Annotated in this window: 16 protein-coding genes; 5 read left to right on the top strand and 11 right to left on the bottom strand. The window is 68.2% G+C overall.

Annotated elements, in window-relative coordinates:
* Positions 1–113: 113 nt before the first annotated feature.
* Positions 114–2,333 carry an RNA polymerase recycling motor ATPase HelR gene (helR, locus tag AB6732_RS06485; RefSeq protein WP_370959188.1) on the top strand — a complete coding sequence of 740 codons (2,220 nt, stop codon included), beginning with the start codon at positions 114–116 and terminating at the stop codon, positions 2,331–2,333.
* Between the two features lie 71 nt (positions 2,334–2,404).
* Here helR and AB6732_RS06480 read toward each other — a convergent pair whose 3' ends face one another.
* The 11 genes from AB6732_RS06480 to AB6732_RS06430 form a co-directional block, all read right to left on the bottom strand.
* Positions 2,405–3,580 carry a PASTA domain-containing protein gene (locus AB6732_RS06480; protein ID WP_370959187.1) on the bottom strand — a complete coding sequence of 392 codons (1,176 nt, stop codon included), beginning with the start codon at positions 3,578–3,580 and terminating at the stop codon, positions 2,405–2,407.
* Positions 3,573–4,169, bottom strand: a complete 597-nt coding sequence (locus AB6732_RS06475) for a class F sortase (RefSeq protein WP_370959186.1) — start codon at positions 4,167–4,169, stop codon at positions 3,573–3,575. The genes AB6732_RS06480 and AB6732_RS06475 overlap by 8 nt, the downstream gene beginning before the upstream one ends.
* Before the next feature lie 158 nt (positions 4,170–4,327).
* Positions 4,328–5,284, bottom strand: coding sequence for a lytic transglycosylase domain-containing protein (locus AB6732_RS06470; protein WP_370959185.1), 957 nt, complete (start codon positions 5,282–5,284; stop codon positions 4,328–4,330).
* A gap of 9 nt (positions 5,285–5,293) precedes the next feature.
* Positions 5,294–6,205 carry a phosphate ABC transporter ATP-binding protein gene (locus AB6732_RS06465; protein ID WP_370959184.1) on the bottom strand — a complete coding sequence of 304 codons (912 nt, stop codon included), beginning with the start codon at positions 6,203–6,205 and terminating at the stop codon, positions 5,294–5,296.
* A 20-nt stretch (positions 6,206–6,225) separates the two neighbouring features.
* Positions 6,226–7,164 (bottom strand): sortase, encoded by a 939-nt coding sequence (locus AB6732_RS06460; protein WP_370959183.1) that lies wholly within the window; start codon positions 7,162–7,164, stop codon positions 6,226–6,228.
* A complete protein-coding gene (pstS, locus tag AB6732_RS06455) occupies positions 7,161–8,957 on the bottom strand; it encodes a phosphate ABC transporter substrate-binding protein PstS (RefSeq protein ID WP_370959182.1) in 1,797 nt (598 codons plus the stop codon). Before pstS ends, AB6732_RS06460 begins: the two co-directional genes overlap by 4 nt.
* On the bottom strand, positions 8,954–10,207 hold the full coding sequence (locus AB6732_RS06450; RefSeq protein ID WP_370959181.1) for a PstA family ABC transporter permease: 1,254 nt from the start codon (positions 10,205–10,207) through the stop codon (positions 8,954–8,956). The genes pstS and AB6732_RS06450 overlap by 4 nt, the downstream gene beginning before the upstream one ends.
* Before the next feature lies 1 nt (position 10,208).
* Entirely contained in the window at positions 10,209–11,234 is a 1,026-nt protein-coding gene (gene pstC, locus AB6732_RS06445; protein ID WP_370959180.1) for a phosphate ABC transporter permease subunit PstC, read from the bottom strand.
* On the bottom strand, positions 11,231–14,014 hold the full coding sequence (locus tag AB6732_RS06440) for a hypothetical protein (protein WP_370959179.1): 2,784 nt from the start codon (positions 14,012–14,014) through the stop codon (positions 11,231–11,233). Before AB6732_RS06440 ends, pstC begins: the two co-directional genes overlap by 4 nt.
* Before the next feature lie 64 nt (positions 14,015–14,078).
* Positions 14,079–15,422, bottom strand: coding sequence for an Ig-like domain repeat protein (locus AB6732_RS06435; RefSeq protein WP_370959178.1), 1,344 nt, complete (start codon positions 15,420–15,422; stop codon positions 14,079–14,081).
* Between the two features lie 35 nt (positions 15,423–15,457).
* A complete protein-coding gene (locus tag AB6732_RS06430) occupies positions 15,458–16,522 on the bottom strand; it encodes a substrate-binding domain-containing protein (protein WP_370959177.1) in 1,065 nt (354 codons plus the stop codon).
* A gap of 730 nt (positions 16,523–17,252) precedes the next feature.
* On the opposite strand from AB6732_RS06430, the gene AB6732_RS06425 reads away from it, so the two are divergent.
* From AB6732_RS06425 to AB6732_RS06410, 4 genes are read left to right on the top strand one after another with little or no spacing between them, the layout of a single operon-like run.
* The gene (locus AB6732_RS06425; RefSeq protein WP_066212415.1) at positions 17,253–17,591 is read left to right on the top strand and encodes a PadR family transcriptional regulator; all 339 of its coding nucleotides are present in this window, start codon (positions 17,253–17,255) and stop codon (positions 17,589–17,591) included.
* Between the two features lie 2 nt (positions 17,592–17,593).
* Positions 17,594–17,965 (top strand): DUF1048 domain-containing protein, encoded by a 372-nt coding sequence (locus tag AB6732_RS06420; RefSeq protein WP_144628562.1) that lies wholly within the window; start codon positions 17,594–17,596, stop codon positions 17,963–17,965.
* Positions 17,962–18,738 carry an ABC transporter ATP-binding protein gene (locus tag AB6732_RS06415; RefSeq protein ID WP_370959176.1) on the top strand — a complete coding sequence of 259 codons (777 nt, stop codon included), beginning with the start codon at positions 17,962–17,964 and terminating at the stop codon, positions 18,736–18,738. The genes AB6732_RS06420 and AB6732_RS06415 overlap by 4 nt, the downstream gene beginning before the upstream one ends.
* Positions 18,735–19,502 carry an ABC transporter permease gene (locus tag AB6732_RS06410; protein WP_066212411.1) on the top strand — a complete coding sequence of 256 codons (768 nt, stop codon included), beginning with the start codon at positions 18,735–18,737 and terminating at the stop codon, positions 19,500–19,502. Before AB6732_RS06415 ends, AB6732_RS06410 begins: the two co-directional genes overlap by 4 nt.
* Positions 19,503–19,535 lie beyond the last annotated feature (33 nt).

Here is a 19,535-nt window from a genome sequence, read left to right as displayed (position 1 = left end):
AAGGGTGGAGGCGGCACGCACGGCGACCGCGAAACGATCAGGAGAGCAACAGGAACGCTCCTCCTCACTTTCAATCTATAGCGCACCCGGGGGCTTGCGGCAAGGCCCCCCGGATGCTGCACAGTAAGGGGTCCAACGACACGATCCGAGGAGACCCCACCGTGGCAGCCACCACCCCGTCCAGCGTTTTCCAGCTCCCCGAACGTCTCGCAGCGAAGGCGGACCCCATCCTGATCGCGGACGACGAACGCCACTTCGCCGCCATCGCCGAAAGCCTCGAACGGACCCGCGCCGAACTGGCCGAGCGGCTCGATGCCGCACGCCGTGCCCCCGGCCGTTCGGGGCAGCAGGCCGTGGACCGGGACGCCGAGATCCGCCGCCTCAGCGGCCGGCTGCGCGCCCTCGAGAGATACGGACTCGACCTCTGCCTGGGGCGTTTCGTGGCATCGGACGGCTCGGCCCCTGTGTACATCGGCCGGCTGGGCCTGACCGACGCCGACGGCGAGCGCCTCCTGGTCGACTGGCGCGCCCCCGCCGCGGAGCCGTTCTCCAGTGCGACCCACGCTCACCCGCAGGGCCTCGCGAGCCGGCGTCGTTACCGCTGGAGTGGCGGTCGCGTCACCGACTACTGGGACGAGGCATTCTCCCCCGCCGGTGTCGACGGCGCCGCCTCGCTCGGTGACCTGTCGGCCTTCATCGCGAGCCTCGGGCACAGCCGGACGGCGCGCATGCGGGACGTCCTGGGCACGATTCAGGCGGACCAGGATGCGATCATCCGCGCGTCGTCACGGGGCGCCCTGGTGGTCGACGGCGGGCCGGGCACCGGGAAGACCGTCGTGGCGCTGCACCGCGCCGCGTACCTCTTGTACGCCGACCCCCGCCTCAGCCGCGGTCGGGGCGGCGTCCTGCTCGTCGGGCCGCACCGTCACTATCTGTCGTATGTGGCGGATGTCCTGCCCGGCCTCGGCGAGGAGGGCGTGCAGGCCTGCACCGTCCGAGAGCTGGTGCCGGAAGGCGCCGCGGCCCGCGCCGAGTGCGATCCGGAGGTCACGCGGCTCAAGTCGTCCGCGGAGATGGTGCGTGCGATCGAGCGGGCCGTCCGGTTCTATGAGGAGCCTCCCGCCCGTGGGCTTCTCGTGGAGACCCCCTACCGGGACGTCTGGGTGAGTCCCGAGGACTGGGCCGAAGCCTTCGCGGCCCCTGCGCCCGGGACGCCCCATAACGAGGCTCGCGCCGAAGTCTGGGACGAATTGCTCACGCTGCTGGTCCAAGGAGCCGACGACGGCGAGGCGTCCGAAGGCGCGCTCCGTTCGGCCCTCACCCGGAACGCTGAGCTCGCGGCGGCGTTCAATCGTGCCTGGCCCCTCTTGGAGCACACCGTGCTGGTCGGCGATCTGTGGCGGGTGCCGGCTTATCTGTCCCTCTGCGCGCCGTGGCTCACCCCTGAAGAGGTCCGCCTGCTGCAGCGGGAGGAGCCTCACGCCTGGACCACGGACGACCTGCCCCTGCTGGACGCTGCCCGGCTGCGGCTCGGTGATCCTGAAGCGGCGAGGCGTGCGCGACGGCGCCGGGCGGAGCAGGCGGCCGAGCGGGACCTGATGGGGCGTGTGGTGGAGGACCTGATCGCCGCGGACGACTCCGAGATGCTCGTGATGTCAATGCTGAAGGGCGAGGACCTGCAGGCGAGCCTGGGCGACGAGGGCCTGCTCGCCGCTCCCTCGCCGGACGTTCTCGCGGGGCCTTTCGGGCACCTGATCGTGGATGAGGCCCAGGAGCTCAGTGACGCCGAGTGGCAGATGCTGCTGGCGCGGTGTCCGTCCGGGAGCCTGACGATCGTGGGCGACCGAGCCCAGGCCCGGCGGGGCTTCCCGGAAAGCTGGGTCGAACGGCTCGAGCGGGTGGGAATCCCCGAGGCGCGTCTGGCCACTCTGACGATCAACTACCGCACCCCCGAGGAGGTGATGGCGGAGGCCGAACCGGCGATCCGCGCGGCGCTGCCCGATGCCAATGTGCCCACCTCGGTCCGCAGCAGCGGGATCCCGGTCCGGCGGGGCGATCTCAGCGAGCTGGACACCGTCCTGAGGGGATGGCTGGAGCGGAACGCGGAGGGCGTCGCGTGTGTCATCGCCTCCGTTCCGGACGAGGTCGCCTCCCCCTGGATTGCGGACCACGCACGGGTGAGTCTCCTGACGGCCGAGGAGGCGAAGGGTCTGGAGTTCGATCTCGTGGTGCTCGTGGACCCGGACGGTTTCGGCGCGGACGTCGACGGTGCCGTGGACCGGTACGTCGCCATGACGAGGGCGACGCGGGAACTGGTGATCCTCTCGTCGTGAAGCGCACGCCCGGGTGGCTGGCAGCCGTCGTCGTCGGCCGTATCCCCCAGGGCGTGCAGCCCAGCGGTGCTTCAGCCGGCGGGAGCGGTGGAAGGTTCGTCCGGCCTGCTCGGCGCACCCTCCGGGGCACGGGGTGAGGGCGCGTCGGTGGCCTGTGTTCCAGGGGACTGTGTTCCAGCGGTCTGTGAGCCGGTGGGTTGTGCGCCGGGCGTCGGCGACGGCGGATCGGCCGCGGCCGGCGCGAATCGCACCGTGATGACACTGCCCGCCGGGGCCCTCGACCCTTCAGTCGCCGAGAGCCCCGTCACCGGTTCGACGCCTTGCCGGCTGCGACCGCCGTCGGTCACGACGACGGCGAATCCCGCGGTGCGCAGCGCCTGCACTACGTTCGCGACGCTCCGTCCGAGCAGACCACGCGGCACCTGCTGGAGACCGCTGGCCACGGTCAGATCCACGAGGGCACCGGGGCGGAGCACCTCGCGTACCCCGGGCGAGGAGGACAGCACTGTTCCGACCGGAGAGGCGGAATCGGATTCCGTGATCGTCCCGACGGCGAGACCGAGTGACGACAGTTCCCTGGTCGCCTCGTCGAGGCGCCGGCCGCTCAGGGTGGGCACCGGGATGCCCGGCACGGTCGTCGATGGCAGGGCTGTCGCCTTGACGGTCGGCGCCGGGCCGTCCGAGATGCGCAGCACGACCGCGCTGCCCGGCCTCACCTGTGCGCCCGCTCCCGGGTCGGTTCCGGTGACTTGTCCGCGGGGCACCGTGGGGTGGAACCCATGGGTCTCGCCGCCGGGCAGGAGCCCTGCGCCGCGCAGGGCGGCACCGGCCTGCGCGGTGGACAGGCCGAGCACCCTCGGGACGGCCACCGGGGCCGCAGTGGCCGCCCCGGCCCAAGGCTTGAGCAGCAACAGCGTGCCTCCGGCGGCCAACAGCACCAGGAGGAACAGCACGATGCCCGCGGACCTCGCCGTCCGGCCGGGGGCGTGTCCGCCCTCGGGTCCGGGGTGGGCGGGTCCGGAGCCGGGCACGCTGCCGCGCCGGCGGTCCTGGGAGGTGGGCTCCTTGGTCCAGGAACCGGCCCGTTCCGCGGCGGCCGTCATCGCCCGCTCGTGCCGCAACGCCCTCTCCTCCTGGAGGGTCGGGGGCGTGGAGGCCTCCCGTGCCGCCTCGATCACCGAGGCCGTGCGGAGCGACGCGGGCACCGGGACGAGCGGCAGCGGTTCGGTGATCGCGTCGTCAGCCATGGCTCATGTCCCCGTCCAGCTGGGCGTAGACCACGAAGTTCTGGTCCGACTCCGCCCGGTGGTTGTACTGGAAGCACGTCACCAGGACCAAGCGCCCCGGGACCGCTTCCCAGAGTTTCCGGGCGCCGAGGATGTCCGTCTTCACGTAGCGGGCAGAACCGGTGACCGTGTAGCTGTAACCCCCTTCCGGGGTGGTGACGAGGATCTTCTGGCCCGCGTGCACCGCGCCTCCCACGGCGCCCCGGTCCAGGAGCGGGTTGAAGGCCGCAGGCCCCACGGATGAGGAATGCGCGGCGATGTAGACGGTGTTGCGGGACGCCGGTCCCGCGGCGCCGAAGTCCATCACCCAGAAGGCGTCGGGGACGGTCGGCGGATCAAGCGTCCGATCTCTGGGCAGTCGGCTGGCGTACACCCGGACATCCAGCCCAACACCGGGCAGCTGGACTCTCAGGGGCTGGCCGGGCACGGGCGGCACCACCCGGCCCGGTCCGCCATCTCCGGTCGAAGCGGCGGGTCCGCCGTCGAGCACCGGCGCACCAGGCGGCGGGCCGCCCGGCAACGAGGCAGGCACGGGCTTCGGGGAAGGCATTCCTGCACCCGTATCTGGTCCCGCTCGGCCCGGCCCCGGGCGATTGCTTCCGAGCAGGGCGCCTGCCGTGACCAGCACAGCGACGGCCAGAAGTCCGGCGCACAGCATCCGCCAGGTCTTCCTCACGGCGCCCCTCTTCCTCATGGTTCTCCTGTTCCTCATGGCTCCCGGGTCCGCGTCGCGTAGGCGTCGGCCGCGGCCAGGACTTTGTCCACATAGGGCTGGGAGTGGTTGTAGGCGAACACGGCCCGGGTCCAGCCGGCGGCGGTCCGGAGGTCGCCGCCCGCCGCGCACAGATAGCGGGCGGCGGTCAGGGCGGCGTCGTCCATGTTGTGCGGGCTGGCCGCGGCGCCGTCGCCTGCTGCACGGCTCGCGTACCGGGCCCACGTCGAGGGGATGAACTGGAAGGGGCCCACCGCGCGGTCCCAGCGGGTGTCGCCGTCGAGCGCCCCGCCGTCGGTGTCGCGGATCATGGCGAAGCCGTTCCCGTCCAGCGCCGGTCCGAGGATGGGTCCGGAGACCTGGCCGTCGAGCTGCACCCGGTGGCCCCCGAAGGTTCCGTGGCGCGATTCGATGTACCCGATGCCGGCGAGGGTGTTCCACCCGATGCCACAGCCGGGAACACTCCGCTCCGACTGGACGGCGGCCCCCGCGTAAGACTGCAGGGCCCGTGCGGGGATGCCCGTGCGCTGGGCGGTCCTGAGAAGCCAGCCCCGGTCGATGCCGGCGGTGTCCTTGCCGAGGCCGTCTCCTTCGGCATTGGTGTCCACCGGCAGATCGGCGCCTGGTCCGGCGGTGGTGGCCGTTCCCGGCCGGGGCGTGGACTCCCCCGACATCGCCGTGATCTTGCCCGGGACGGGTGCGGGGACCGCGGACCAGCCCGCGGCGTGATCGATCTCCGACTGCCAGAGCGGTCTGCCCGTCTCCGAGGGCGCCGGCTGCCGCCCGCTCCCCCGCAGGGCCGCGAGCGCGGTGTCCGCGGCGTCGACCGTCTGAGGCGGTTCGGACCCTGACACGCGGGATCCGCTCATGGTGTGGACGCTCCAGCCGGTCCCGGCCAGCAGCACGAGGGCGGCCAGTCCGGTGGTCCAGTGCGAACGCCGTGTCATGGTCATCGGTGGGTCTCAGCCGAACCGGCCGTTGACGTAGTCCCCGGTGCGCTCATCCTGGGGCTCCTGGAACATGAGCCGGGTGGGGCCGTGCTCCACGATGACACCCGGCGTGTTCTGCGCCGCGAGGAAGAATGCGCAATGATCCGAGACGCGCGCCGCCTGCTGCATGTTGTGGGTGACGATCACGATGGTCACCTGGTCCCGCAAGGACTCGATGGTCTCCTCGACGCGGCGGGTGGAGGTCGGGTCCAGGGCGGAGCAGGGCTCGTCCATGAGAAGGACCCGCGGTGCGACGGCGAGCGACCGGGCGATGCACAATCGCTGCTGCTGCCCGCCGGAGAGGCCGCCGCCGGGCTGAAGGAGGCGGTCCTTCACTTCGTCCCACAGGGAGGCCTTCCGCAGGGAATCCTCCACCAGGAAGTCCTTCTCCTCCCGCGAGGCTTTGATGCCGGTGAGTTTCAGACCGGCCACCGTGTTGTCGTAGATGGACATGGCCGGGAACGGGTTGGCTTTCTGGAACACCATGCCGATATCGCGCCTGGCCTGCGTGATACGGCGGTTCGGATCGTAGACGTCCTCGCCGTCCAGGAGCACCCGGCCGGCCAGGGAGGCGGAGGGGATCATCTCGTGCATCCGGTTCAGGATGCGCAGGAACGTCGACTTCCCGCAGCCGGAGGGTCCGATCAGGGACGTGACTTTTCCCGCCTGCATGGACAGGGAGACACGGTCCAGCACCTTGTGGTCGCCGAACCAGGCGGAGATGTCCTGGGCGTGGAGCTCGGCCGGTTCGGAGAGCCGGATGGCCTGCGGCGGGGTCGCCGGCAGCGGGTCTTCGATGTCGTGCAGCATGAGTTCGTCCAGAGGCGCCTGCGCCTCGAGGCTGGAATCACGGCGGCCGCGGCGGGCCCGGAGCAGATGAGTCATGGCGGGTTTCCTTCGACGTTTCAGAGGAGGTTGGGCAGCAACAGGCCCAAGGGGGTGGCGATGAGCACGCCGAGGGTGAGGAAGGCCGGAACGAAGATCAGCCAGCTCTGCCAGCGACCCCATTTCTTCAGGCTCCAGACGCAGGCGACACCCGCCACGACGGCGAGCTGCAGGAGGAACACCAGGCCGACCAGTCCGGAGGTGTCGGAACCCAGGGGTTTCTCCGCCTCGGTGATCGAACCGACACGGATCGCGTCGAGCGCTTTGGGGGCGGCCGTCGAGACGAGCTTGGCGTCCACGCGGAGGACGTCGTCCGGCAGGAACGGCAGACCACCGGCCGTGGCGAGCGTCATGCGGCCTTCGGTGGGCTTCATGGCCCCGGGATCCGGATCTCCGGGATTCCGGATCCCCGAGACCTCGTAGGTGAATCGGCCCTGGCCGGTGGAGACGACGAACCGGTCTCCGAGCTGAAGCTGGTTCAGGCCGCCGAAAACCCCGCCGTAGGCGCCGCTGCGGCCCATGACGACGGCATTGCCCGCCTGCCCGGGGAAGGCCGTGTCGCGCTGGTGTCCGACCCCCTGGGCCGTCTGCGACGAGGTCGTGCCCTCCACCATCACCTCCTTGAGGTCCAGCCGCGGGATCTCCAGGTACGCGATGGGCGTCCCCAGGGGAACCAGCGCGCCGTCGGCGTCGCTCGGCCCGACCGGAATGGAACCTTCGGCCAGGGTGAGACGCAACTGAGTGGTCAGCTGCTGCTGGGCCGCGGCGTGCTGGACCCGGGAGACGAACACCAGCTGGAGCAGAAAGCCGAGGATGATGATCGCGACCAGCTGCAGCATCGAGGAGAAGTCCAGTTCCCAACGTCGTGGCGCTGGCGCGGCGGGAGGGCGGGGCGGTTCGAACAACGACGGCGGGGGCGGCGCGCTTCCCGGTGCGGCCGCCTCAAGGGTCGCCGTCATGAGTCGGTCCCCTTCCCGCGTCGTCCGCTCTTGATGTAGCGCGCTGCGAGCGGAGGCGTCAGGACGAGCAGCAGGAGGAACAATGAGGCCACCACGAGGAGGTTCTGAGACGTCCCCCAGCCCGTGTTCCCCGCCAGCACCAGGGGAACGGCCTTCGCACCGGGCCCGGAGGCCTCAGGCGCGTCATCCAGGTACTGTTGCGCCTGTTCCGCGGCCAGCACGTTCCCCTTGGCGTCGGTGCACTGCCCGGTGGCACGGTTGCAGGACACGCTGGGCTTGTTCGCTGCGGTGGGTTGCTTTTTGGCGGCGGCCGGGCTGTTGCCCTGCGGTGTCGCTCCGTTGGCGACCGGACCCTGTGCGGCCGCGGGGCCTTGCGCCGCCGCGGGACCGTCGGAACCGCCCGCCACCTGGCCGGGTTTGGCGCCCGGGCCGGCGTTGTAGCCGACGTTCTTGCCCCTCCAGGGCGCCTGGCATGCGGCATCACAACCGCTAGGGAACGGGGCCGTGTAGACGAGCTGGTTGTTGTTCACGTCCTGGCCCGGTTTGAAGGTGGGGTTGTTACAGGGGTTCCCGGAACTGCTCTGGGCCGCGTTGATCGTGGAATCCAGGCGCTTCCCGGTGTCCGAGTCCAGCCCGGGGATCTTCTTGACCTGCTGCATGGCGGACATCACCAGGTTCATGGGCAGAGGCGAGTAGCCCAGCGCTCCCATGGTCTGCTGGCCCTCGCAGAGGGAGTAGCTCGCGAAGTTGCCGAGCGCGGCGCCCTTGCTGTTGTCGAAGCTGCCCCGCGTCTGGGCCGGCACCAGCATGTACGTGTACGCGGAGAGGGCGTAGACACGGGGGTCCTTGTGCGTGTAGACCGCAGAGAGGTCCTGACTGAGGTAGTTGGGCGAACTCGCGTCCATGTTGATCTTCGCCTTGGTCAGCGCCACGGCCACCGCGGTGTCGGTGGGGATCGTGAAGAACCCTGCCGCGTTGCCGACCTGTGCCACCGGGAAGTTCGCCCCGAGCGCGTAAGAGTACTCGTCGTAGTTGATGGTGTACGGGGTGTTCGCCGTGTAGGTCGTCACGCCGCTGGATCCGTTCTGGGCCGAGAAGTTGGCGATGCCCTGCCCCGGGAAGTAGGACGTCGCGCCCCCGTTCGGACAGCCTCCCGTCTTGCCGCAGAGCTCGGCGTAGTACGACGGGAACTGACGCTTCATCCACAGGGTGAACTGTGCGGTGGCGCCGGAGCCCTCGGAACGCACGACGACGCGGATCTGCTGGTCGGGCAGGTTCACTCCGGGGTTCGTCTTGGCGATCGCAGGATCATTCCAGCGGGTCACCTTTCCCGTGAAGATCCTGGCCAGAGCATCCTGAGTGAGTTTGAGTTCGGAAAACCGCTTTCCGTTCACCGGCAGGTTGTACATGAAGCTCGTGCCGCCGGCGGCGATGGGCAGCATCGAGTATTTGAACCCGGGGAACACCGTGTCCTGCGGATCGGCGGTGTCACCCTTGTACGGGATCTCCGAGACCGCGAAGTCGACCAGGCCGTTGGCGAACTCCTTGCGGCCGGTGGAGGACCCGCTGGGGTTGTAGTCCACGGTGCTTCCCTGGGAGCGGATGTCCGTGACCCATTGATTGACCGCGTTCCCCGCCCAGGAGGACCCGGATCCACCGATCCGGGTGTAGCTGGCGGCGAGGGCCGCGGGGATGAAAGTCCCGGAGGCGAGGGCCAGGGCCGTCAGGAGGGCGAGGAACCGCCGGGTCACCCGCCCGTGGCTCCGCCGGTTCTTGTGGGGATCATGCGTCATGGTCGTTCGTCCTCCGGGGTGGATGTCGGGTGGCTGACCAGCCACCCACTGCGGTTTTCTTCGATACGTCGGAGCCACGCGCGGGACCTCGCCGCGCGTCGTCGTTGCTGTCCTGCCGTGAGCTTGCCCGCCTGCTGCCCGCCGAGCACGCGGGCCAGGATGAACAGCACGAGCACCACGAAGAGGAGGAAGGTGGCCGTGGCGAAGCCGCGGGCCACCATGTTGGGCTGGCCCGACTTCACGAATTCCAGCGCGGCCAGCGGAAGCGAGACCTGAGGTCCTTCGAACGGGTTGAAGTTGAGGTTGTTCGTGACCCCGGCGGTGAGCAGGACCGGGGCGGTCTCTCCGATGCCGTGCGCCGTGCCCAGGATGATCGCGGTCACGAGCCCCGAGCGCACGGTCGGCAGGACCACGTGCAGCACCACGCTCCACTGCCCGGCGCCGAGAGCCAGCCCCGCCTCCCGCAGATTGCCGGGCACCAGCCGCAGCACCACGTCGGCGGACCGGATCATGATGGGGATCATCAGCACGGTGATCGCCAGGGAAGCGGCGAATCCATTGAACTGCCGGGTGATCCCGATGATGACGGCCGCGTAGATGAACAGCCCGGCGACCACGGAGGGCAGGGCGGTCATCGCCTCGACCACGGTGCGGACGAGCCGCGCGAAACGCCCGCCGACCTCATTGAGGAAGACGGCGGTGGTCACGCTGAACGGGACCGAGATGGCCAGGGCGATCCCGATCTGCTCCAGAGTCCCGACCAGTGCGTGGATGATGCCGCCCTTCTCGAGCGGGGCCAGCGGGCCTGCGACTCCCATGTCCTGGATGAAGAAGTTGGCGTTGCCGAACACGTCCCATCCCCGCGTGCTGGTGAACCCGATGACCAGGGCCAGCGAGGCGACCACGACGATCGCGGCGGACCAGAGCATGACGCTCCAGAACCTGTCCCGCACCGCGGGGCCACGGTTCGTGATGAAGACGAGGGCGGCGTAGGTGCCCAGGAACCAGAGATAGCTCAGGAGCGGCATCCACCCGAGCGGCACGATGCCCAGACCGAGGCAGAGCAGGGCGCCCACCGAGAGGCCGGCCACACCGGCGCCTGCGATGGAGAGGACCTCCTCCTTGGACACGCCGATCCGGATCCGCTCCTGAGGCGGCGCCCCTTCCGGCAGGTCGAGGCGCGGCAGAGTCGTCTTCTCCGCGTCCAGCTGCTCTTCCAGTTCCTTGGTTCCGATGATGTCCGTCGTCATCTCAGGCCTCGCTTTCCGCGCCCGACCGCGACCGCGCGATGATGGCGGACGCGGTGAAGTTGACCAGCATGGTCAGCACGAACAGGGCGAGCCCCGCCGCCATCAGGGCCGACATGGTGAATTCGTTGGCTTCCCCGTATTTCAGGGCGATGAGGGCCGCCACCGAGTTGGCCCCGGTCTGGAGGATGTGGAAGTTGATGGCGTACGACGCCGTGTTGATGATCAGGTAGATCGCGATCGTCTCGCCGAGCGCCCGGCCCAGCCCGAGCATGGTCCCGCCGATGATCCCGCCCTTGCCGAACGGGATCACGACCGAACGGATCATGCCCCAGCGGGTCGCGCCGAGCGCATAAGCACCTTCCCGTTCCCCGATCGGCGCCCGCGAGAAGGACTCCATCATCACCGACGTCTGAATGGGCAGGATCATGAGCGCCACGACGAGTCCCGCGATGAACGTCGACGAGGTGTAGAGCGAATCATTGGGCAGTGGATTGTCCGGTTCCACGCCATCGACGGCGAAAAGGGGGATCCAGCCGAACCAGGTGGACAGCCAGCGGGCGAAGGGGACGATCTGGACCTGGAGATAACTCAGGCCCCAGAGCCCGAAGACCACCGAAGGCACGGCCGCCATCAGGTCGATCACCGACGTGAGGATGCTCCGCACCCGTCCACCGGCGACTTCGGTGATGAACAGCGCCGTGCCGAGTGCCAGCGGCAGGGAGACCAGCAGCGCGACGGCGGCGATCAGCACCGAACCGGTGATCACCGCCGCGATGCCGAAGTTGTTGTTCTCGGGAGCCCATTCCTGAGTGACGAGGAAGTTCCCCAGACCCACCGAGTTGATCGCCGAGATGCCGTTCCCGGCGAGGAACAGCCCCACCAGGGCCATGACCGCCAGGACGACCACGCCGCCGCTGCGGGTGAGCGCCCTGAACCACAGGTCCTTCCGTTCGAGCACCTGGCGGATCTTGCGGGGGCCGGAGGGCGGCGCTCCGAGAGCCGCCTCGTTGCGGATCGACGTGCTCATGCCTCTCCCCCGCCCCGGAGCCGCTTCAGCACGGGTGACACGATGGCCGCCACGAGCCCGAGCCCCAGGAGGACGAACAAGCCGTAACTCGCCCATGCGGCCGGCGTCACCGCGGTGACACCGTTGCTGACGGGGCTCGCGGCGTCGGCCTGCTGGGCGCCCTTGCCCCCGGTCGGTGCGGCTGGACCGGCGGCTGCCGCCTCGTCGGCCGGTTCCGCAGCGGGCTTTGCGCCGCCGTCGTCGCCCTTGGCGCCCTGCAGGAGGGGGGCAAGCGGGCTCTGCACACCGCTGATCGGCCGTTCCCTGGCCGGGAGGAGCGGGCTGGTCCCGGTGGGTTTGTTCGCCTCCGGCGTTACGGTGGCACACCCCGCCTTCTTCGCACCCGTGAAGGTGACGAGCGCGCACGAGGCGTGTGCCTTCATGGCGGCCGTGACGGGGGCATAACCCGGCGGAAGCTGCCCGACGCCGAAGCCCGGCTTCTGCCCCGGGCCCGTCATGTAGGTGATGACCGTGTCGATCTGCTTCACCACCTCCGGGGTGGCTTTCGCTCCCGGCTTGAGTGCCGCGTACACCGGCACCGTGAGGGGGTATGCCCCCGCGGCCAGGGCCTTGGCGGGATCCGGCTGTGGCGCCGCGTCCGAGGTGAACGTCGACGCCGCCTTGGTGAGGGAGGACTCATCGGCGCCTATGCACTTCTTGCCGTCGTCATCGCAGAGGAGGGCGGTCTGCACCTGGTAGTTGGCGGCCGTCGCGGTGTCGGTGACGCCGAAGACCGATGAGGTGCCTTCCTTGGGGTTCTTGCTGCCATCCGCCGTCCACTTGCCGGGAGGAGGGACCTGGCATCCTTCCGCGGTGCTGCACCACTTGTCCGTGTTCTGGATGAAGAGCATCCGGGAGGTGCGGAGTCCCGCCGTCTCCATGGTGTCCACTCGCGGGTAGGAGTCGGGCAAGGTGCGCGGAAACGACAAGCCGTCGACGACCTTGACCGGGTCACCCTGCGTCCAGAGGACCTGAGGATAGGCGCCGGAATACGGCGGGTAGATCTGCGGTCCATCCACGAACTCGGGGACCTTGGACGCTGCCGCACGCTGAGCCGACGCGCTAGCCTCCAGCGTCTTCGCCTGGGACTCGCAGCCGGTGTAGGTCCTGCTCGAGTAGAAGGGCTGCACCGTCATGCCGTCCGGATCGGGGCATCCGCTGAGGAAGGACGCCGCCGCCTTGTCCTGGCCCAGCCAGGTCCACAGGACCTGGGCCGCATCCGAGTTGAGCGATTCGAGGTTGAAGTTCTGGTTCTGCAGTTCGGCGAGATACGGCGGCTTGGCCGGATCGAAGTTGTAGTCAGGATTCAGCCGCCGGAACTCAGGATCGTCCGAAAGAAAGTTGGGCGAGACGTATCCCGGCGGCTGTGCGATGTCCTTGATCGCCTGTGCATAACTGCTCGTGAGCATCTTGGCGAGCAGCCGGGCGTTGAGTTTGAGTCCTGTCACCGCGCCGTCGAACCGGGGCTGTCCGGGCGCCGGCTCATTCGTGTAACCGGCCCGGTAGGCGATGACGACTCCGGAGAGCGCCACCGGCACATGCTGTGCCCCGTCGGACGGCCGCGTCGTGAACGCCAGTGGATTGCCGCCGGCCTGCTGGTTCCTCGCCGTGGCGTCCGACACCTTGGCGAGAGCAAGTCCCTGTCCTTGACCGCAAAGAGCGGGAATCCAGGACGACCCAGACCTCGAGATCAGTTCGGAACCGGAGGAGATCAGGCGTTGCTGCGTGCTGGAGCAGGGCTTGGGAATGTCCCGGAAGCCGAGTTTGACCTGCAGGCGCTGAGCCCACGCGGCCGGGCTCGCGACCTTGCTGAGCTGGAGCTGACCGACCCGGGGAACCGCCACGAGCCAGCAGCTGCTGGTCGACGGCGCGTCGTCTCGCTTGCCGCAGCCCATGAACTTCGCCTCGGTGCCGGTGTGGACTTCAAAGGGCGCGCTGACGCTCCCCGTCTTGTTCACGGTCAGACGGGACACCTCGTTGGTGGAACTCTGGTTGATGACCGGGCTCGTGAGCGGGTACCCGGACACCACCGATCCGTCGATTCCGGTGACCTTCAGATAGCCGTCCTGGTCAATCAGACCGCGGCGCTCCCAATCGCCGCCTGCAAGCAGCGGATCCCCTCCGACCTGCTGGGCGAACGACGTCGGGCCGTCGGTTGCCCACCGTCCCCACCCCGCAGCCCCGAGCTCGCAGGTGGAGGGATCCGGAGCCTGGGCCCGGGGGTCCGGTTTGCCGTCGGGCCCGGGCGCTCCCCAGCACTGGAAGACCTGGAACTGGTCGTTGTCTGGAGCCGTTCCGCCGGGGTTGATGTCCGGGGACGGATCCGCGAGCCCCTCCAGCCGGACGGAAATGGTCTGGTTCGTCAGTCCCCTGCTCTGGGAGACCGTCATGCGCATCCCGCCGCGGCCGTTGTCCGGCCCGAGGAGGGACTGCACCGAGTTCCTGATCCGGGCCGGGATGTCCGCGTACGTCTTACCCGCGGTGTGGGGCAACGGGGTGTCCCGCTCCCGGGGCACCGTGTTCTCCGGGGCGTTGCCCGTGTTGTCCCACCGGACGGAGACGACGGAATCCGAGTCGAAGGTGCCGTCCGGTCCCCAGGAGCTGTCGTTCGACGGCGGGGGCGCCGCTTGGGACGACGCAGGCACGGTCAGCGGCAGAGCCACGGCAGCGAGCGAGGCCATGGTCACCGCTGCGATGGACGCGCGACGTCGGAGGGCGGACGGAAGAGTTCGCAAGAGCATGAGGTGAGATCTTTCGTGGAACACGAGCTGGAAGAAGGCGGGAACGAGACCGGCGGGTGGTGCCTCAGTGCCCGCGTTTCCGCGCCCGCCGAGTCAGGATGTTGAAGCCGAAGGCGAACCCGGTGACCAGGACCAGGGCGGCCGCGAACAGTCCGGTGATCCCTTCGGGTGAGGAGACCGTCTGGCCGATCCAGCCGGTCAGCGGGGCGAAGCCGCTGTTGACCCCGGGAGTGTGAGCGCCATCGCCGGGAAGAGGAGCTGCGCCGCTGGCCGGACTGCCGGAACCGGGATCGGAACTGTTCTCACTCGGAGAGGACGACGGCGTTTCCGACGTCTCGCTGGGTGTCGGCGTGGCCGAAGGGGTGCCGGTGGGTGTCGGCGTCGTGGGTGTCGTCGCAAGGACCGTCACGGACACCGCCGTCGACTCGGAACCCCTATAGGAGGGCCCGGAACCGCTCGGTTCGGCGGGGACGAACTTCGCGGTGTAGCTGTGGACGGAGCCCGGGACCAGGTTCTTCACCGTGAGGGCGGCTTTGCCGGCCGAAACCGTCTGCTGACCGACCTTGGTGGCACCCTCGTAAAACTCGATGACGCCCTGAGCGTCGTCGGCGAGTCCGCCCACGACCTCCGCGTCGACCTCTGCCGTGAGATCCACGGAGCTCGCCTTGCCCGCACCGCTCAGCTTGGTGGTCGTGGGATTGAGCTTGGCTGGAGTGCTCCAGTTCTTCACATCGGCGCCTGTGATCAGCGTGGTCCAAGCTGCAATGGGTTTTCCGTTGAGACTCTGTACCGTCGTCGTGCCGGTCCAGGTGTTCGTATCGAGAACATTCTCTGTGCAGAAAACCCCGAAGCTATACCGATGAGAAGGCTTCAGGGACGCTGGAACGGCCGACGGCGAATTCCAGTTCTGAACGTCGAAAAGCGTGGTGGAATCAGAGGCGACCACATCTCCCCTGGTTTCCAGCTGAAGGTTGGAGAACGCGACGATTGAGCCTGAATCGAGCAAGGATTGAGGAGTCGTGCCATCGTTCACCGATGGCAACTCATTTCCGCTTTCCGCGATGAAGGGAGACCCCTTCACCGTGATGATCTCGGAGGGGGTTCCTGAACGCGGCGGCGCACATTCGAGCTTTCCGACCGCTGCAACGTAGAACCCGCTCGGGGGGACTCCCGGGTCTCCGGATCGGTACCAGATTCCCGAAGGGGGATCGAGCGAGATTTCTCCGGCCCCCGAACCATCTCCGGGCGCCGCCGCGACAGGAGGGACGGCCAGCGAACCGGCGAGGACGAAAGAGCCCAGGAATGCCAAGCCGAGCGCGCGGCCGATGCGGGGCAGAGAGTATTTCACGATGCTGCTTTCAGAAGTGGGATGCGAGTGAGGTTGGCCAGGGCCGTGGGCCGGGATCATGAATCCCGGCCCACGGCCGCAGGGTGAATCGATCGTCAGTGCTTGTATGCCGACTGGTGGGCGGCCAGGCCCGCGCCGATGGTCGGGTTGCCGACGTAGGAGAGGTTCTGGAATCCGAAGGCCGTGATGGCGTTCTTGGCGTTGGTGGTCGCCAGGTTCGCCTTCAGCGTGGTGGTCGCCAGGGTGGTGCTGCCGGTGTATTCGCTGGTCTTGACGACGTTGTACGTGTCACGGGCGAAGGTGCCGACACCGGCGGCGGGTTCGGTGGTGGTGGAGCCGTACAGGGCGCCCGGAGCGAGGCTGGGGGCGGTGCCGGTGGTCGGGGCCTGGCCGTTGAGGGTGGCCAGTTCCAGACCTGCGGTGGTGTTGGTGACGCGGTTGTTGCGCTGCGCGATCCACTGCGCGGCGGAGAACGGGATGACATCGCCCGCGGTGGTGAGCTGGCCGCCGTCGTTCTCCGCGCCGACGGTGGTGACGCAGGTGCCCGGGGTGGTGATGCCCAGGGCGGAGAGGAAGAACGCCCGGGTGCCGGAGTTGGCCTGGGGAAGCTTCGGGTGGACGGTCACGGTGCTGGTGCCGGCGGTGATGGTGGTGACCGTGCAGTTGTAGATGCCCTGCAGCTGGGCGGTGGTCAGGGACACGGGACCGGCCGTGGTCTTGACCGCCAGGCTGACGGCGTCACGAGCGAACGGCAGGTAGGTCAAATCGGTGCCGTTCTTCGCCGCAGCGGAAGACGAGCGAGCGAAGCTGATCTTGCCCTGGACGTTGACGTTGCCGGAGGGGCCGGGGTATCCACCGGTCCATGCGGGGTCAACGGCGGCGCTCAGAGCCTGCACGCCGGCGCCGGACCCGGCCGGACGGTTGATGGTGGTGGAGGCGTCGAGGTTGATGGTCGTGCTGGTGCCGAGGAACGCGTTCCAGGAGGCGACGTTGGTGTCCAGATTGGACAGGCCGTTCCACACATCCTGCGTGGTGTCGGAGCCGACGGCGTTGATCGGACGGGGGGACGAGGTCGGGTCGGCCTGGGCTGCGCCCGTACCGATCAGGGTGGCCGTCACAGCGGCGACGGCGAGGGTTGAAAACTTGAGAGCCTTCTTCATGGCTGCTCGTCTCCTTGATAAAGTGGGTTCGAGTGCTGAAACTGAGCTCCGGACATGCGAATGCCCGGGCGCTTTGTGACTTCATTGCTCCAGGAACGGTTTTCCGTTCCTGCGGGAACTCCGGCTTGGTCGTCCAAAACTCTTGCCGGAGTTCCCACCTTCAATCCTTGGGCCGCCCGATTCGGGACACCAGCAACAGCAGGTGAACCAGACGCGAAGTTCTGATGAATCGCTTGCGGGACCAGAGGCGCAGCTGCTAGACAAAACTTGTCCCGTGTTTTGTCACTTCGTCAGTGTTACGGAGATCACCGAGACCGTTGTCTCGCCCGGCGCCCGCGAATGTCCCGCCCAGCGGCCGGAATTCCGAGGATCTGACAGGCCGGTCTCAGTTCGCAGCGGCCACAACGGCTCCAGATGCCCACGAGGCGCGAACTCCGATTGTGACGAAAAGGGTTCATACGAGTCGGCCTCGCGCAGCTGTTTGCTGTGAAGAAACCATGAATCCCGCCGGCCCCAGCCCCCGCAAACCAACCTCTAACGGTTGCCCGAAAGTGCGAAGGTTAACGGGAGGTGCCGCTCCCCCGGTCGCAGTGAGCGCCCCCGGAGGCCCGCCCCGCCCGCCACGGAGGATTTTTTTCCACTTCTTCACTATTCAGTCTTGCTAGGTACCGGTACTCAGTGATACTTTCTAGTAGTACCAAGTATTACTGAGTAGTGAAGGGAGGAACCGATGGGCAAGCAGATGACCGAGATGCTCAAAGGCACCTTGGAGGGCATCGTCCTCGCCCTCCTGGCCGAGCAACCGGCCTATGGATATGAGATCACCGCACGCCTGAGGGACCGGGGCTTCGCCGACATCGCCGAGGGCACCATCTACGCCCTCCTGGTGCGGCTCGAGCAGAAAAAGCTCGTGGACGTCCAGAAGGTGCCGAGTGAAAAGGGACCGCCTCGCAAGGTGTTCACCCTCAACGCGCAGGGGGCCCAGGAACTCGACGAGTTCTGGAAGACCTGGACATTCCTCGCACAGCACATCGAACAGCTGAACAAGACCGGAAACAAGGAGAACTGATCATGGCCGCGAAGTGGATCGAAGCGCTCACCGGATCGCTCGAACAGAAGAAGCAGTACCGCCAGGCGAAGGCCCGGCTGGACGCCCTCCCCTCGCCGTACCGGGAGGTCGCGAACGCCCAGCACCGGTACTCGATGTACTACGGCGGGATCACCGACGGCGACACGCTCGTCCAGATGTTCCTGGACCTGGCCGACCTCTGGGAGCGCGCCGCCGTGGACGGCACCCCCATCAGCGCGATCGTCGGAGAGGATCCCGTGGAGTTCGCCGAGAACTACGCCCAGTCCTACGGCGGCGCCCAGTGGATCGACAAGGAACGGGCCCGTCTCATCAAGGCCGTCGACGACGCGAAGACGCAGGAGGACAGGCCATGAGCGCGCCGGCCATCTCCGTCCGCGGGATCGAGAAATCGTACAAGGACCTCCCCGTGCTCCGCGGCGTCGACTTCGACGTGGAGCGGGGCGGGATCTTCGCCCTCCTCGGCTCCAACGGCGCCGGGAAGACCACCATGGTCCGGATCCTCTCGACCCTGCTCCAGGCCGACGCCGGCACCGCCACGGTGCTGGGCCACGACGTCGCGCGTGAAGGCCTGAGCGTCCGCGAAGTCATCAGCCTCACCGGACAGTTCGCGGCAGTGGACGAAATCCTCACCGGCCGGGAGAACCTGGTGCTCGTCGCGAAGCTCCGCCACGTCCCCGATCCGGGCGGCGTCGCCGACGAACTCCTGGCGGCCTTCCGTCTCACGGAGGCCGGTGGGCGGAAAGCCGGAAGTTATTCCGGAGGCATGCGGCGCCGTCTCGACATCGCGATGAGCCTGGTGGGGCATCCCGAGGTGATCTATCTGGATGAGCCGACCACCGGACTCGACCCCGAGGCGCGTCTCGAAGTCTGGGAGGTCGTCAAAGGTCTCGCCGCCGGCGGCACCACGGTCCTGCTGACCACGCAGTACCTCGACGAAGCGGAGCACCTGGCCGACCGCATCGCCATTCTGCACGAAGGCCGGATCATCGCCAACGGCACCCTGGCGGAGCTCAAGCAGCTCCTTCCGGCCGCCACCGTGGAATACGTCGAAAAGCAGCCCACGCTCGAGGAGGTCTTCCTCCGGCTCATCGGGCCGCGCCAGACTCAGAAGGAGGACGCGTCATGAGCACCCATGCGCTCGCGGACACCGCGACACTCACCGGCCGATCCCTGCGGCACATCTTCCGCAGCGCGGACACGATCATCACTACGGCGGTCACCCCGATCGCCCTGATGCTGCTCTTCGTGTACGTGTTCGGAGGAGCACTCCGGCAGAGCACCGGGACCGAGAACTACGTCAACTACCTGCTGCCAGGCATCCTGCTCATCGCCATCGCCTCCGGCATCGCGTACACGGCATTCCGGCTGTTCACCGATCTGCAGAGCGGGATCTTCGAACGCTTCCACTCCATGCCGATCGCCCGGTCCAGCGTGCTCTGGGCCCACGTGCTGACGTCGATGGTGGCCAACGGCATCACGCTGGTGATCATCTTCGGCGTCGGGTTCCTCATGGGCTTCCGCACCGGGGCGAGCGTGCTCGCGTGGCTCGGCGTCATCGGCATCCTGCTGCTCTTCACGCTGGCCCTCACCTGGCTCGCCATCATCGCAGGCCTGAGCGCCAAGACCACCGACGGCGCCAGCGCCTTCTCCTACCCGCTCATCTTCCTGCCATTCATCAGCTCGGCCTTCGTGCCGACCGCCACCATGCCCGGTCCGGTGCGGTGGTTCGCCGAAAACCAGCCGGTGACCTCAATCGTGAACACGATCCAGGCGCTGTTCGCCGGGCAGCCGGTGGGGAGCGACATCTGGGTCGCGCTGGCCTGGTGCGTCGGCATCCTCGTGGTCGCCTACGTGCTGGCGATCGCCGCCTACCGGAAGAAGATCAGTTGAGCACAGCGAGCGATACGGAACGCTCCGCCCGGG

It is taken from the genome of Arthrobacter sp. RCC_34 (assembly GCF_041360795.1).
Classification (GTDB): domain Bacteria; phylum Actinomycetota; class Actinomycetes; order Actinomycetales; family Micrococcaceae; genus Arthrobacter_E.
Note: the sequence above shows the minus strand (reverse complement) of the source record. Positions and strands in the feature narration are given on the sequence as shown.

What these genes read in the sequence shown, in the direction of transcription:
- helR (WP_370959188.1), top strand. Translation starts at nt 114, where the DNA reads ATGCTGCACAGTAAGGGGTCCAACGACACGATCCGAGGAGACCCCACC.
- AB6732_RS06480 (WP_370959187.1), bottom strand. Translation starts at nt 3,580, where the DNA reads ATGGCTGACGACGCGATCACCGAACCGCTGCCGCTCGTCCCGGTGCCC.
- AB6732_RS06475 (WP_370959186.1), bottom strand. Translation starts at nt 4,169, where the DNA reads ATGCCTTCCCCGAAGCCCGTGCCTGCCTCGTTGCCGGGCGGCCCGCCG.
- AB6732_RS06470 (WP_370959185.1), bottom strand. Translation starts at nt 5,284, where the DNA reads ATGACCATGACACGGCGTTCGCACTGGACCACCGGACTGGCCGCCCTC.
- AB6732_RS06465 (WP_370959184.1), bottom strand. Translation starts at nt 6,205, where the DNA reads ATGACTCATCTGCTCCGGGCCCGCCGCGGCCGCCGTGATTCCAGCCTC.
- AB6732_RS06460 (WP_370959183.1), bottom strand. Translation starts at nt 7,164, where the DNA reads ATGACGGCGACCCTTGAGGCGGCCGCACCGGGAAGCGCGCCGCCCCCG.
- pstS (WP_370959182.1), bottom strand. Translation starts at nt 8,957, where the DNA reads ATGACGCATGATCCCCACAAGAACCGGCGGAGCCACGGGCGGGTGACC.
- AB6732_RS06450 (WP_370959181.1), bottom strand. Translation starts at nt 10,207, where the DNA reads ATGACGACGGACATCATCGGAACCAAGGAACTGGAAGAGCAGCTGGAC.
- pstC (WP_370959180.1), bottom strand. Translation starts at nt 11,234, where the DNA reads ATGAGCACGTCGATCCGCAACGAGGCGGCTCTCGGAGCGCCGCCCTCC.
- AB6732_RS06440 (WP_370959179.1), bottom strand. Translation starts at nt 14,014, where the DNA reads ATGCTCTTGCGAACTCTTCCGTCCGCCCTCCGACGTCGCGCGTCCATC.
- AB6732_RS06435 (WP_370959178.1), bottom strand. Translation starts at nt 15,422, where the DNA reads ATGATCCCGGCCCACGGCCCTGGCCAACCTCACTCGCATCCCACTTCT.
- AB6732_RS06430 (WP_370959177.1), bottom strand. Translation starts at nt 16,522, where the DNA reads ATGAAGAAGGCTCTCAAGTTTTCAACCCTCGCCGTCGCCGCTGTGACG.
- AB6732_RS06425 (WP_066212415.1), top strand. Translation starts at nt 17,253, where the DNA reads ATGGGCAAGCAGATGACCGAGATGCTCAAAGGCACCTTGGAGGGCATC.
- AB6732_RS06420 (WP_144628562.1), top strand. Translation starts at nt 17,594, where the DNA reads ATGGCCGCGAAGTGGATCGAAGCGCTCACCGGATCGCTCGAACAGAAG.
- AB6732_RS06415 (WP_370959176.1), top strand. Translation starts at nt 17,962, where the DNA reads ATGAGCGCGCCGGCCATCTCCGTCCGCGGGATCGAGAAATCGTACAAG.
- AB6732_RS06410 (WP_066212411.1), top strand. Translation starts at nt 18,735, where the DNA reads ATGAGCACCCATGCGCTCGCGGACACCGCGACACTCACCGGCCGATCC.